This is a genomic window from Pseudomonas sp. NY15354 (assembly GCF_048068075.1).
GTDB lineage: Bacteria > Pseudomonadota > Gammaproteobacteria > Pseudomonadales > Pseudomonadaceae > Aquipseudomonas > Aquipseudomonas guariconensis_C.
The window spans coordinates 73,899-87,861 of sequence record NZ_JBLUPV010000021.1 but is presented as its reverse complement, the minus strand read 5'-3'; the positions used below and the strand labels follow the sequence as shown (position 1 = coordinate 87,861).

The 13,963-nt window shown below is 60.2% G+C and carries 8 protein-coding genes and 1 other RNA gene; 4 read left to right on the top strand and 5 right to left on the bottom strand.

Going from position 1 to position 13,963, the window contains the following annotated elements:
* Positions 1 to 524: 524 nt before the first annotated feature.
* Genes ACNFCH_RS18775 through ACNFCH_RS18760 form a run of 4 tightly spaced genes read left to right on the top strand, consistent with a single transcriptional unit; the run spans position 525 to position 8,010 of the window.
* Entirely contained in the window at positions 525 to 2,501 is a 1,977-nt protein-coding gene (locus ACNFCH_RS18775; RefSeq protein WP_416743287.1) for a type I restriction-modification system subunit M, read from the top strand.
* Positions 2,498 to 3,874, top strand: coding sequence for a restriction endonuclease subunit S (locus ACNFCH_RS18770; RefSeq protein WP_416743286.1), 1,377 nt, complete (start codon positions 2,498 to 2,500; stop codon positions 3,872 to 3,874). Before ACNFCH_RS18775 ends, ACNFCH_RS18770 begins: the two co-directional genes overlap by 4 nt.
* Positions 3,875 to 7,075 carry a type I restriction endonuclease subunit R gene (locus ACNFCH_RS18765; RefSeq protein WP_416743285.1) on the top strand — a complete coding sequence of 1,067 codons (3,201 nt, stop codon included), beginning with the start codon at positions 3,875 to 3,877 and terminating at the stop codon, positions 7,073 to 7,075.
* Between the two features lie 23 nt (positions 7,076 to 7,098).
* A complete protein-coding gene (locus ACNFCH_RS18760) occupies positions 7,099 to 8,010 on the top strand; it encodes a restriction endonuclease (protein ID WP_416743284.1) in 912 nt (303 codons plus the stop codon).
* A 169-nt stretch (positions 8,011 to 8,179) separates the two neighbouring features.
* On the opposite strand, the gene ACNFCH_RS18755 is transcribed toward ACNFCH_RS18760, so the two are convergent.
* The 5 genes from ACNFCH_RS18755 to ACNFCH_RS18735 all read right to left on the bottom strand — a co-directional run bounded on the left by ACNFCH_RS18755 (position 8,180) and on the right by ACNFCH_RS18735 (position 13,958).
* On the bottom strand, positions 8,180 to 9,568 hold the full coding sequence (locus ACNFCH_RS18755; protein ID WP_416743283.1) for a YfjI family protein: 1,389 nt from the start codon (positions 9,566 to 9,568) through the stop codon (positions 8,180 to 8,182).
* 103 nt (positions 9,569 to 9,671) lie between these two features.
* Positions 9,672 to 9,917 carry a helix-turn-helix transcriptional regulator gene (locus ACNFCH_RS18750; protein ID WP_416743282.1) on the bottom strand — a complete coding sequence of 82 codons (246 nt, stop codon included), beginning with the start codon at positions 9,915 to 9,917 and terminating at the stop codon, positions 9,672 to 9,674.
* Positions 9,918 to 10,161: 244 nt separating this feature from the next.
* Positions 10,162 to 10,553, bottom strand: a transfer-messenger RNA (tmRNA) gene (gene ssrA, locus ACNFCH_RS18745).
* Positions 10,554 to 10,642: 89 nt separating this feature from the next.
* Positions 10,643 to 10,936, bottom strand: coding sequence for a hypothetical protein (locus tag ACNFCH_RS18740; protein WP_043210142.1), 294 nt, complete (start codon positions 10,934 to 10,936; stop codon positions 10,643 to 10,645).
* A gap of 211 nt (positions 10,937 to 11,147) precedes the next feature.
* On the bottom strand, positions 11,148 to 13,958 hold the full coding sequence (locus tag ACNFCH_RS18735; protein ID WP_416743281.1) for an FAD-binding and (Fe-S)-binding domain-containing protein: 2,811 nt from the start codon (positions 13,956 to 13,958) through the stop codon (positions 11,148 to 11,150).
* Positions 13,959 to 13,963: the final 5 nt, after the last annotated feature.

The window sequence follows — 13,963 nt, the reverse complement described above, 5'->3', positions numbered from 1 at the left end:
CTGCAGGCCGCATGAATACTGGGTTTCAGCGTTTTCACGGGCTTTTTTCAGGTGGTTGGCGTTGTGAAGGGGTGTCGTTAAGAGGTGTCGTGAAGGGGTGTTGTGGCTGCAAGCCGCATGAATACTGGGCTTCAGCGTTTTCACGGGCTTTTTTCAGGTGGTTGGCGTTGCGAAGGGGTGACGTCCAGTATGACGCCACGCCTGAGGGAGTGACCTATTTGCGGGTTGACTCAGTGGTAGCGGCAAAATCAGCGTCAGATGACGATCTGGCATCAAGGGCGTAAGTGCAAGGCTCCGGCTGCGACGAGAAACAGTCGGCAGATGACGGTGCGTTTTTCTTAGTGCAGAGGCAGAGCGGTCAATGGGCAACGGATGACGACGAAGCGATTCCAGCGCGACATGGAACGGCCGGCAGATCCAATTCCCACAGTCTATACGCTGCACAAGTCGCTTATGGCTCGGTACAGCCAGCCCCTCAACAGGTTAAGCTTGCGGTTTTTGCCTGTACGCCAAGGAACAGTAGCGTGAACACGGAAAACCATTCCCAGACGGCCGCCTTTCTCTGGTCGATTGCCGACCTGCTGCGCGGTGACTTCAAGCAGTCGCAGTACGGCCGCATCATCCTGCCATTCACCCTGCTGCGGCGCATGGAGTGCGTGCTGGAACCGACCAAGGAAGCGGTGATCAGTGAGTCCTGTGCGCAGGAAGGCCGGCCTGATCTGGTACGCGAGCGTCTGTTGCTGCGCGCGGCCGGGCAGCAGTTCTTCAATGCCTCCAAGCTGACCCTCGGCACCCTGTCCGACACCCAGACCGCCGCCGACCTGATGAGCTATGTGCAGTCCTTCAGCAAGGACGCCCGCGAGATCTTCGAGCACTTCCACTTCGAGGACTTCGTGCAGCAGCTCGCCGCCGCCAACCTGCTGTATCAGGTGGTGCAGCGCTTTGCCGCCACCGACCTGAGCCCCGAGCGCATCAGCAACTTCGGCATGGGCATCATCTTCGAAGAGCTGATCCGCAAGTTCGCGGAAAGCTCCAACGAAACCGCCGGGGAGCACTTCACCCCGCGCGATATCGTGCACCTGACCACCTCGCTGGTGATCACCGGGCAGGACGACAAGCTCAAGCCCAACAGCATCGTCACCATCTACGATCCTACTGCCGGCACCGGCGGCTTCCTCTCCGAGGGCGACGAGTACATCCAGTCCATCAGCCAGCAGGTCACCGTGTCGCTGCACGGCCAGGAGCTCAACCCCGAGTCCTACGCCATCTGCAAGGCGGATATGCTGATCAAGGGCCAGGACGTCACCAGCATCAAGCTGGGCAACACCCTGTCCGACGACCAACAGGCCGACAGCCGCTTCGACTTCATGCTCAGCAACCCGCCGTTCGGCGTGGAGTGGAAGAAGGTGCAGAAGCAGATCACCGACGAGCACAGCGAGAAGGGCTTCAACGGTCGCTTCGGCCCTGGCCTGCCGCGTGTGTCAGATGGCTCGCTGCTGTTCCTCCTACATCTGGTCAGCAAGATGCGTGACCCGCGTGAGGGCGGCTCGCGTATCGGCATCATCCTCAACGGCTCGCCGCTGTTTACCGGCGGCGCCGGCTCGGGCGAGTCGGAGATTCGCCGCTACCTGCTGCAGAACGATCTGGTCGAGGCCATCATCGCCCTGCCCACCGATATGTTCTACAACACCGGCATCGCCACCTATGTGTGGGTGCTGAGCAACCACAAGGCCGCTGTGCGCCAGGGCAAGGTGCAGCTGATCGACGGCAGCCAGCACTACGCCAAGATGCGCAAATCACTGGGCAGCAAGCGCCAGTACCTCACCGAGGAGCAGATCGACGAGCTGGTGCGCCTGTATGGCCGCTTCGAGCAAACCGCGCAGAGCAAGATCTTCCCTATCGAAGCATTCGGCTACCGGCGCATCACCGTCGAACGCCCACTGCGCCTGAACTTCCAGACCAGCCCAGAGCGCATCGAGAAGGTGCTGGAAGAAAAAGCCATCGAAAAGCTGGAAGTCCCGGCCCGTCAGCGCCTGATCGAAGCCCTGCAAGCCATGGACGCCAGTGTGCTGCATCGCAACCGCGAGCAGTTCAGCAAGCTGCTGAAGAAGGCGCTCAACGCCCACGATGTATCCCCCAGCTCGCCCGAGCTGAAGGCCATCCTCAACGCCCTGAGCGAGCGCGACCCCGAGGCGGATATCTGCACTACCAGGGGGCAGCCGGAGCCGGATACCGGCCTGCGCGACAACGAAAACGTGCCGCTGGGCGAGTCGGTGTACGACTACTTCGAGCGTGAAGTGAAGCCTCACGTGCCGGATGCCTGGATCGACATCAGCAAGACCGACGAGCAGGACGGCGAAGTCGGCATCGTTGGCTTCGAGATTCCGTTCAACCGTCACTTCTACGTGTTCCAGCCGCCGCGTCCGCTGGCCGATATCGACCGCGACCTGAGGGCCTGCACCGATCGCATCAAGCAGATGATTGAGGGGCTGTCGGCATGACGTTTCCAGCCTATCCGGCATACAAGGATTCAGGGGTTGAATGGTTAGGTGATGTCCCTGAGAGTTGGGCTGTTACATTGCTGAAGCGTGGCTATGAGGTTGTATTAGGAAAGATGCTGCAGCCCGAAGCTAAGCGTGATGACGACGAGTTTCTACCATACCTCCGAGCTGCAAACATTCAGGTGTCGGGTGTTGACACTGCCGACGTGAAAAAGATGTGGTTTAGCGTGGATGAGAAGAAGTCACTTTTATTGCGTCGGGGGGATTTATTAGTCAGTGAAGGTGGAGATGTTGGTAGGTCTGCGATATGGGATTTTGATGAGGAGTTTTACTTCCAAAACTCAATCAATCGAATCAGATCAATTGCTGGCAATGACACGCGATTTCTCTATTTCTGGATGATCACCATCAAGAATAATGGGTATGTCGATGTGCTTTGCAATAAATCGACTATTGCGCACTTCACGGCTGAAAAGGTTGCGGCTGTTCCCTTACCCATCCCATCTAAGCATGAACAGACCCAAATCGCCCGCTTCCTCGACCACGAAACCGCCCGCATCGACGCGCTGATCGAAGAGCAGCAGCGCCTGATCGAACTGCTCAAGGAAAAGCGCCAGGCCGTGATCTCCCACGCTGTCACCAAAGGCCTCGACCCGACAGTGCCGATGAAGGACTCCGGCGTTGAGTGGCTGGGCGAAGTGCCGGCGCATTGGGGGACAAATGCGCTGAACAAACTCACAGTAAAAATTACCAATGGTTATGTTGGCCCGACGCGAGATATTTTGGTTGAGAGTGGTGTTCCTTACGTTCAAGCCACTCACATAAAAAGGGGTGTTGTTAACTTTGATGATGCTTATTTCGTGACTCCTGAGTGGAGTATGAGAATGAGCAAATCCATCTTGCAGGAAGGCGATGTTCTGATTGTCCAGACTGGTGCCGGCACAGGGGATGTTGGTATCGTGTCTTCAAGAGAAGTCGGCTACAACTGCCATGCGCTGATAATTTTGCAGGCTGAAAAAAGTATTCTTTCTGGGGTATTTCTTGGTCAGGTACTGCAGTCGCATTTTGGGCAGTCAGTGCTGTATTCGATCAGAACTGGTGGCATGCATCCGCACTTGAACTGTGGTGAGGTCAAATTTGTAAAAATTCCTGTTCCGCCATTAACAGAGCAGGAAGAAATATCGAATTTTGTTAAAGCGTTTTCTGAGAAAGCGGAAAACCTAATTATCGAGGCCGGCGCAACAATGGATCTCCTTCAAGAACGCCGCTCCGCCCTAATCTCCGCCGCCGTCACCGGCAAAATCGATGTACGCTGCTGGCAGCCACCGGCCAGCACCCAAGCCCCCGAATTAGCACTAGCAGAGGCCGTATAAATGGCGGACAGCAAGGAAGCCCAGTTCCAGCAGGACATCATCACCGCCATGACCGCCCAGGGCTGGCTCACCGGCCCGGCCAGCGGCTATGACCGGCGCACCGCGCTCTATACCGAGGATTTTCTCGGTTACTTCAAGGAGGCCTGGCCCGAGCGTTGGGACAAGTTCGCCAAGGCCAACCCGAACAACCCGGACGCCGTGCTGGTGCAGAAGCTGGTGCGTGAGCTGGAGCAGGACGGCACCCTGGATGTGCTACGCCATGGCTTCAAGCTGCCGGGGGTGAAGATCGAGGTATGCAGCTTCAAGCCCGACCACGGCATGAACCCGGACACCCTCAGGCGCTACCAGTGCAACCGCCTGCGCGTGGTGCCGGAAGTGTCCTACTCGCCTCACTATCGAGAAAGTGAGTACAACCCTCGTCTGGATCTGGTGCTGTTCGTCAACGGCCTCCCAGTCGCCACGCTGGAGCTGAAAAGCGAGTTCAAGCAGAGCGTCGAGAACGCCAAGCGCCAGTACCGCCACGACCGCCCGGTGAAAGACCCGCTGACGCGCAAACCCGAGCCGTTGCTGACCTTTAAACGCGGCGCGCTGGTGCACTTTGCCGTGAGCCAGGATGAGGTGGCGATGACCACCAAGCTGGCCGGCAAGGAGACCTTCTTTCTGCCGTTCAACCTCGGCAGTCTCGACGGCGGCGCTGGCAACCCGCCAGCGCCGGATGACAGCCAATACGCCACCGGCTACCTGTGGCAGCGCCTGTTCCAGCCCGATGCCTGGCTGAAGGTGCTGGGCCGCTTCCTGCACCTGCAGAAGAGCGTGAAGGAAGATGCCGAGGGCAAGCGCGTCACCGAAGAAACCCTGATCTTCCCGCGCTACCACCAGTGGGAAGTGGTCAATACACTGATCGAGACCACCCGTGGCGAAGGGCCGGGCAAGCGTTACCTGATCCAGCACAGCGCAGGCTCGGGTAAGTCCAACTCGATTGCCTGGACGGCGCATCAACTGGCCTCGCTCTACGATGCCGAGGGCCAGCGCCTGTTCAATTCGGTGATCGTGATTACCGACCGCACCGTGCTGGACAAGCAACTGCAGGACACGATCTACCAGTTCGAGCACGCCCAGGGCGTGGTCAAGTGCATCACCCGCGATATCGGCAACCAGAGCAAGTCCGAGCAACTGGCCGAGGCCTTGGCCGAGCAGACGCGCATCATCATCGTCACCATCCAGACCTTCCCGGCGCTGTTCGATGCCCTGGACAAGTACCCCAAGCTGGCCAGCGGCCGCTATGCGGTGATCGCCGACGAGGCGCATTCCTCGCAGACCGGCTCATCGGCCAGCAAGCTCAAGCAGATTCTCGGCAGCGATGCTGTTTTTGGAAAAGAAGGGGACGCTGAAGAAATCAGCGCCGAAGAGTTGCTGGACGCCGCCGTGGCGGCTCGCGCGCCCAACGAGCGCATCAGCTACTACGCCTTCACCGCCACCCCCAAGGCCAAGACCCTGGAGCTGTTCGGTCGCCCGGCCGACCCGGCACTGCCGGCAAGCGCCGACAACAAGCCCGAGGCGTTCCACCTGTACTCCATGCGCCAGGCCATCGAGGAAGGCTTCATCCTCGATGTGCTGCAGAACTACACCACCTACAGCACCGCCTGGAAGATCGCCCATCCGGACGGCAACGACGAGGAAGTGGACTCGAAGAAAGCGCGCATAAAGCTGGCGCGCTGGGTGCGCCTTCATCCGTACAACATCAGCCAGAAAGTGGAGGTGATCGTCGAGCACTTCCGCGCCAATATCCGCCACCTGCTGGGTGGCCAGGCCAAGGCCATGGTGGTCACCAGCAGCCGGCAGGAGGCGGTGCGTTACCAGTTGGCGGTGCAGGCCTATGTGAAGCAGATGGGCTACAGCGATGTGCATCCGCTGGTGGCCTTCTCCGGCAGCGTATTGCCCGACGGGGTGATTTCCGAGGAGGTGACGGAAAGCAGCAGCCTGCTCAACCCCGGCCTGAATGGGCGCGACCTGGCGGAAGCCTTCGACACCCAGGACTTCAACGTGATGATCGCGGCCAACAAGTACCAAACCGGCTTCGATCAGCCCAAGCTGTGCGCCATGTACGTGGATAAGAAGCTGCAGGGCGTGGACTGCGTGCAAACCCTGTCGCGCCTGAACCGCACCTTTGGCGACAGCAAGCCGACCTTCATCCTCGACTTCTTCAACGACGCCCAGGACATTCTCGACGCCTTCCTGCCGTACTACACCAACGCTGAGCTGACCGACGTGACCGACCCGCAGCTCATCTATGACCTGCAGAAGAAACTGGACGCCGAGGGCATTTACCATTGGGAGGAAGTAACGGCGTTCGCGCTGGCCTTCTTCGATCCCAAGTCGGCTGCTAGCAAGCTCAGCTACTACTGCGCGCCGGCCAAGGAGCGCTTTGCCAAGCGCTACAAGCTGGCCCAGGAGTCACGCCAGCACGCGCTGGACTTCAAGCGTAGCGCCGAGCAGAACGGCGACAGCGCAGGCGTGAAGAAGGCCGAAGCAGCAGTGAAGGAAGCCGGCGAGCAGGTCGATCAGCTCGACCTGTTCAAGAAGAACTTGCAGAGCTTTGTGCGTCTGTATGAGTTCCTCGCGCAGATCATCCCCTACGAAGACCGCGAACTGGAGCAGCTATGCGTGTTCGCCAAGCACCTGCATCCGCTGCTGCGCGTGGATCGCCTGGATCAGGAAGATGTGGACGTGGGCGAACTGCAACTGACCCACTACCGCCTGACCAAGCGCGCCGAGCATCAGCTGCGCCTGAGCGAGGAGCAAGGCGACTATGGCCTCGAACCGGCCACCGGACTGGGCAGCGGCAAACCCCATGACCCGGAGAAGAAGCGGCTTTCGGAAATCATCGAGGCGCTGAACGATATCTTCGGTGCCGAGGTGAGCGATGAAGACCAGCTGCAATTCCTCACCGGCATCGCCAATCGCATCAGTCGTCAGGAGGATGTAATGGCGCAGGTGAACAGCCACTCGGTAGAGCAGGTGATGCACGGCCTGTTTCCCAAGCGCGTGCTGGACACCGTGCTGGACGCCATGACCGACCACGAGAAGCTGTCGCTGGAAGTGCTGGATAACGAGACCAAGAGCCGAGCGTTTGCGCTGGTGATTTTGAAGATGCTGAAGTCGGCTGCCGGCTTCGATGAGAGCGGCCTGCGCGGTATCTGACTGCCTCGAACAGGGAAAAAGAGATGGCAATTCCGGATTTCCAAAGCGTGATGCGCCCGGTACTGGCGACTGTGCAGGATGGCGTGCCACTGGCACTGAACGAGCTGCGCGAGCGCGTTGCCGATCAGTTCCAACTGACCGAGGACGAGCGCAAAGAACGATTACCTTCGGGTAATCAAACGGTGATCAACAACCGTGTGGGCTGGGCGCGCACCTACCTGAATAAGGCTGGCCTGCTGTGCATTCCGGCCAAGGGCATGGTGCAGATCACCGCACGCGGTCGGGACGCGCTGATCAGCGGTCCGCAACGCATCACCGTGAGCTGGTTGAAGCAGTTCCCCGAATTTGCCGATTTCCACACCGCCAAGCCACCGGCTGCCGATACGCCTGCAATGGTAGCGCTCGATGCCGCCGAAACGACGCCGGATGAGCAACTTGCAGAGGCACATCAGGCACTGCTGCAATCGCTTGCCGATGAGCTGCTGGCTATGGTGCGAGCAGCTACGCCAAGTTTCTTCGAACAACTGGTGGTCGATCTGATGATTGCCATGGGCTATGGCGGTTCACGTAAGGAGGCCGGCAAGGCGACCCAGGCCACCAACGACGACGGTATCGACGGCATCATCAAGGAGGACAAGCTCGGCCTCGACGTGATCTACCTGCAGGCCAAGCGCTGGAGCAACACAGTACACCGCCCGGAGATCGACAAGTTCATCGGTGCCTTGACCCGCCAGCGGGCGCGCAAAGGCGTGTTTATCACCACCTCGGACTTCTCCGTCGGCGCTCGCGAAGCGGCGCTGGGGCTGGATATCAAAGTGGTGCTGATCGACGGCGTTGAGCTAGCGCGCCTGATGGTGGAGAACAACTTGGGGGTGAGCATCAAGCAGGTGTACGAGGTGAAGCAGCTCGATAGTGATTACTTCGCCGAGGTGTGAGGCGCAATGCTGGTCGCCGGTCTAGCGAAATTCGCCCGAATATCACTGTTGGCTTAGTAGATCTTATCCCCTACCAGGGGGCGGGCTGCCTACAAAACCTACAGAACAGGGTTTCGTAGGTTTTGTAGGTCGTTTTTTCGACTATCTGAGTAAGTCGATTGGAGCGAGGCTATGTTTTTCTCCAGACATAGCGCGTCGAAGGGCGGCCTCCTTTTTCTCCAGCCACCTCGTAGCCAATGATGAGGTCGTGCTCAACCAGAACTGTCAGCGCATTATTCACGGCATCTTGCGAGCCCAATCCCGTCCAGTCCTTCTGGCGCACCTCTCGTGCCGTAAATGGCTCGGGTAATTTCTGCTGACGCTCCAGGATGAGCCTGGCACCGAGTAATGGGGCGTTGATCGCTGTGCCGTACAGTCGCTGGGCATGGCTCATGAGGTAGGCCGCCCAGTTGATGGCGCGGGTAGTGGGCTCTGCGCCCACGGCCCTTTGTCCACCTTCGACCAGTTCGAACAGTAGGGCCAATCCCGCAATTGTTTGCGGCATTTTCAGATAATGGGATTGCAATGCCGGGTGGAGTTCGTCGCTCCGGCTTTGTTGCATGTGACGTGTATACCAGGCGTTAAATATTTCCTGAGCTTCTGGGCTGAACCTGAGTGCAGAACGAGACTGATCGGGTATTTGGTCGAGCTGCTCGACAACCCAACCCACGCGCTCAGTGGCGGCTTTGTTCGGCCAGCGGTCCACCAGACGCCATTCGCGGACATCGTCGGGATAAACGGCGAGTTGCAGGCGCTGAATCAGGCCGTCATCCAATTCACCGCTGATCGCGGCGCGCACCAGCGATGCGATTCGTGACGGTTGAATGCCGCCGATCAAGGATAAACAGCATGACTCGATGAAAATGGTGCCGCGCCCAATGCGGTCGTAGGTGAATGAGCCGTTGCCATCGAAACATTCCAGGTAGAACGCTCGCGCAACAGAACCGTCCTCGCTCTGTATCGTCGCCAGCCAGCCTCCCAGCTCGTCACGCACAAGCAGTAGGCCGTTGGGGTTTTCGTTGAGCAGCTCGCCGAGTTTCTCGACAGTGGAGTCGTTGACGATGTACCGGCGCAGGACTGGAGCTTGCATGTCGCTAGAAAGTCTGTTCAGTTCCGCCAAAGCAGCGTTCTTGTCGCCGCTACTGAGAAGTTTTTTTGCCTTGACCTTGGCTGCGTTGCGCTCCATTTCGAGCAGCTCGCTGCTTGCCTTGTGTTCGGCTTCCGCCTGACCGTGCTGTTTTCGTTCCCTGGACTCCAGGGCATGCAATGGACGTAGTGCGTGTTTGAGTGCAGGCGATTTCATGGCGGATGGACGACCGATGACGACGCCCCACTGGTTGGGAACGACCATCCAGTCATCGTGTTGTTTTGGGTGGATAGTGAATTTGCGCCCGACTACGGCGCTGACAGCCACTACAAGCGCGACGCCAACAAAATCAGGCGGGCACTGGGTGCGCTCAGCGACATCCCGCACGTACTCCTGAAGAGCGGCAGGCAGTAGTTCGTCACGCCAGGGCATGACCCTGGCCAACCCGATCGGGAGCGGTTTTGGCACAATTCCTGGGTTCAGGTATGAGGCAAATGCCGGCTCGGGCATCTCTGCCAAGAATGACGGTATTTGCTCATGTGAGGTCATTGGGCTTCTCGCTCGGGACTCCATCACGTTCGCTGATCTTGATCTCCAGCCAGGCCTCTACCTCAGCGACGACGAAGTAAACGCCAGCCTGTTTGTTCGAGCCAAATTTGATGGGGCGAGGGAAGCTGGGATCGGTTTCGCGCAGCTTTTCGAGGCCGGAGCGGCTCTTGTCAAAGCAGTGCTGTAGCGAGGCGTGACTGATCAGGTACTTCTTGGGGGCATGTGTCGGCATGTGTGGGTCTCTGTGTATAAGCCGACACAGATTTAATACCCCTGGCAGCCCCCTGTGGCGCGATTTCAAACCAAAAAATCGTCGGAAAACGGAACGATGGTTGATGCGGCGGGGGCATAGCTGCAGATGTGGAATAGGCTAGAAAGGCTGTCATAAAGCTGGCATTACCGAGCCAAAACAACCCATTTAGGCACAAAAAAGGCACTTGCGAAATTCGCTAAGTGCCTGATTTGTAAGGATTGTTTGGTGGAGCCGGGGGGATTTGAACCCCCGTCCGCCAGTCCTCCGCTGTCGGTACTACATGCTTAGCCGTGTCTATTGAGTTAATCCGCAGCCGCCCGACGGGCAGGGTGCTTTGGACGAGTTGTGTAAGTTTTAGCCACTTCGTCCACAACGTACTACGCGGCGATCCTGTTCTGTATGACAATCACTTCGGGTTTACAGGCATCCCCTGGTGATTGCTGGAGCCGAAGCTACCAGGAGAGCGGGCTCAGCTGCTTACGCAGCGAGAGCGTAGCCCTCGTAGTTTTCGTCATTGGCAACTATAGAAAGTTGCAACAGTGGATTTACGAGTTCTGTTACCAACTCGGCATGCACCTAGAGTTTCGATACCGGCGTCGAATCCTAATCGGCCCCACACTCAGCTCTAGCTGACGTGCCTTTCGACACGTGAGCGCAGTATACGCCTTTGCGTGCCATGCGTCGACAGCTGCGCCGATTGTGCGTCAGGAGCCGCTGCCGCTGCTGGAGCCACTGCCTTTCTCGGTTTTTTCCATACGCTCGAGCACCTGGCTGGTGATGGCGATGCATTCCTTGGTGTCGCCGGAGGCCTGAGCAGCCTTGGCCTTGTCGACGCGCTCGGTGATGGCTTTGTCCAAGCCTTCGGAGGTCGTGCCGAGGGTGGCCATGTTGTCGTCGATTTTTTGCAGGTTGATGGCGCAGAGGTCTTCGTCGGCGAACACCGGCGAGGCCAGCAGGGTTGCGGCCGCGAACAGGGCGGAAAGCGCAGTACCTTTCATGGGGTGTCTCCTCGTGACGGCCGCTGGTAGGTGGGCCTGTAACGGTGGACTGCGCGGGCTTTGCGAGGGTTCCATTGGGTGGCGCTACTGTCTTGAAGCGTGGTGTCTGCTTCGCGGGTAAACCCGCTCCACAGGGGGAGGCGGGTAAACCCGCTCCACAGGGGGAGGCGGGTTCATCCGAAAAAGAGGCCACTAGGTGGCCTCGGCGACATCAGAGGCTGCGTGGGCGTGTGACGCGGTCCACTAGGTAGACCAGCCCGTGATAGTCAATGCCGCTGTGGCTGGACAGCCCGATTTCGCAGGTGCGGCTGGTGGAGATTCCTTCGCTGCAGTACTGCACGGCGTCCTTGAGGCTGCGCAGCGAGTGGGCATTGAGCTCCGGCGTGGTGAAACCTTTGTCGCCGGCGAAACCGCAGCAATGGATGCCCTCGGGGATCACCACCTGCTTGCTGCAGCGTCGCGCCAGGTCGATCAGCGCCTGGCTCTCGCCCAGGTGCTGGGTGCTGCAGGTCACATGCACGGCCACCGGTTCGTCCTGAGGGGTGAACTCCAGGCGCTCGACCAGGTGAGTGCGGATGAAGCGCACCGGGTCATACAGATCCAGGCGGGTGTCGACCAAGTCCTGGACCAGGCGCAGGGTGCAGGGGCTGGTGTCGCAATAGATCGGGTCGAGGCCGCCACGGCTGGCGTGCAATAGCGCGTTGATCAACTCCTGGCGCTTGTGCTCGGCCTGTTCGGCATAGCCTTTCGAGGCGAACGGCTGGCCGCAGCACAGGCTGTCGGCGTTCTCGGGGAACACCACCTGGTAGCCGGCTTTTTCCAGCAGGGCGCGCGTCTTGTCCAGCAGCGAGCTTTGTTCCCGATCCCCAACTGCCGGGCCCATCACCCGCGAGACGCAAGCGGCCAGGTACACCACCCGTGGCCGTGCGTCGTTGCTCGCCGGAGCGATGTCGATGGCACGCACTGGCTGGGGCATGGCGGGGGTCCACTGGGGCAGGCGACCCTGGCTGGCCTTGCGCAGGGAGGCGCTCAGACGGCCCAGACGCGGGGCACCCAGCAGCTTGCGGGCACTGTTGGCGGCGGCCAGGGTGAGGCGGGTGCCGCGCAGGGCGGTGGCGAAATGCTCGGCGAGCCAGTCGGCCGCCTTGCCGTGATTGGCGGCCTGGCCGCGCAGCTTCTTCACCAGCTCGCCGGTGTTGATGCCCACCGGACAGCGCTGGGCACACAGACCCGTGGCGGCGCAGGTGTCGATGCCCTGGTACTGGTAGGTTTTCAACAATGCGCGCGTATCGATACCGGCGCGGGTCTTGGCCTGGATATCACGCCACATGACGATGCGCTGGCGTGGGCTCAGGGTCAGTCCCTTGGACGGGCACACGGGTTCGCAGAAGCCGCACTCGATGCACTTGTCCACGATCTCGTCGGCTGCCGGCAGAGGCTTTAGGTGCTTGAGGTGGATGTCCGGATCCTCACTGAGCACCACGTCAGGGTTGAGGATGCCGCTGGGGTCGAGCAGGCGTTTGAGTGTCCACATCAGCTGGTAGGCGTCCTGACCCCACTCCAGTTCGACGAAGGGCGCCATGTTGCGTCCGGTGCCGTGCTCGGCCTTGAGCGAACCCCCGAATTCCACGGCTACCAGCTGTGCCACGTCATCCATGAAGGCCTGGTAGCGCGCCACTTCCTCGGGGCTGTTGAAGCCCTGGGTGAAGACGAAGTGCAGGTTGCCCTCCAAGGCATGGCCAAAGATGATCGCCTCGTCGTAGCGGTGCTTGTCGAACAGCTGGATCAGGCGATTGACGCCCTCGGCCAGTTGTTCGATGGGGAAGGTCACGTCCTCGATGATCACCGTGGTGCCGGTCTGGCGCACCGCGCCAACGGCGGGGAAGGTGTCCTTGCGGATCTTCCACAGCTGGTTGTACACCGCCGGGTCTTCGCTGAAGTCCACGCGTTGCTCCAGGGGGAACTCGGCGATGGAGGCCATGACCTGGCCAAGCTGTTCATGCAGCAGGCTCTGGCTGGCGGCGCGGGACTCGATCAGCAAGGCGCAGGCGTTGGCCGACAGCCCCTTCACCCAGACAGGCATGCCGGGCATGTCCTGGACCGAGCGCAGGCTGCGTCGGTCGAGCAGTTCCACGGCTGACACGGGCTGCGGCTTGAGCACGGTCACGGCGCGGCAGCAGCTTTCCACCGTGGGGAAGACCAGCAGCGCGCTGGCCTTGTGTGGATGTTCGGGCACGGTGTCGTAGGTGACCGCGCTGATGAAACCCAGGGTGCCTTCGGAGCCGACCAGCAGGTGTTGGAGGATATCCAGCGGCTGGTCGTAGTCCACCAGGGCATTGAGCGACAGCCCGGTGGTGTTCTTCAGTCGGTACTTGTGCCGGATGCGCTCAGCCAGCGCGGTGTTGGCGCGGGTCTCACGTCCCAGACGGGCGAGCTCGTCCAGCAAAGAAGCATGGCTTTGGCGGAAAGCGGCGACACTGGCAGGGTCTTCGCTGTCCAGGCAGGTGCCGTCGGCCAGCACCAGGCGCATCCCGGCCAGGGTGTGATAGGTGTTCTGGGCGGTGCCGCAGCACATGCCGCTGGCATTGTTGGCGACGATGCCGCCGATCTTGCAGGCGTTGATCGAGGCTGGATCCGGGCCGATCTTGCGTCCGTAGGGGGCGAGCCAGGCATTGGCCTGGGCGCCGATGACGCCGGGTTGCAGGCGGATCTGCTCGCCCTGGCCACGAATCTGGCGACCGTTCCAGTTATCGCCCAGAACGATCAGCACCGAATCGCTGATGGCCTGGCCGGACAGACTGGTGCCCGCGGCGCGGAAGGTGACCGGGACGCGGTCGCGCTGGGCCAAGTGCAGCAGGCCAACCACTTCATCCTCGGACTCGACACGCACCACCAACTTGGGGATGAGCCGATAGAAGCTGGCATCGGTGCCGAACGCCAGGGTCGAGGTCGGGTCGTCGAAGCGGCGCTCGGCGGGAATCAGGCGCTCGGCATCTCGGAGGAACGCGGCGGGCAAGCTCATGCAAT

Bases quoted from the DNA above. Each gene is read 5' to 3' on its own strand.
- ACNFCH_RS18770 (WP_416743286.1), top strand. From the start codon at position 2,498: ATGACGTTTCCAGCCTATCCGGCATACAAGGATTCAGGGGTTGAATGG.
- ACNFCH_RS18765 (WP_416743285.1), top strand. From the start codon at position 3,875: ATGGCGGACAGCAAGGAAGCCCAGTTCCAGCAGGACATCATCACCGCC.
- ACNFCH_RS18760 (WP_416743284.1), top strand. From the start codon at position 7,099: ATGGCAATTCCGGATTTCCAAAGCGTGATGCGCCCGGTACTGGCGACT.
- ACNFCH_RS18755 (WP_416743283.1), bottom strand. From the start codon at position 9,568: ATGCCCTGGCGTGACGAACTACTGCCTGCCGCTCTTCAGGAGTACGTG.
- ACNFCH_RS18750 (WP_416743282.1), bottom strand. From the start codon at position 9,917: ATGCCGACACATGCCCCCAAGAAGTACCTGATCAGTCACGCCTCGCTA.
- ACNFCH_RS18740 (WP_043210142.1), bottom strand. From the start codon at position 10,936: ATGAAAGGTACTGCGCTTTCCGCCCTGTTCGCGGCCGCAACCCTGCTG.
- ACNFCH_RS18735 (WP_416743281.1), bottom strand. From the start codon at position 13,958: ATGAGCTTGCCCGCCGCGTTCCTCCGAGATGCCGAGCGCCTGATTCCC.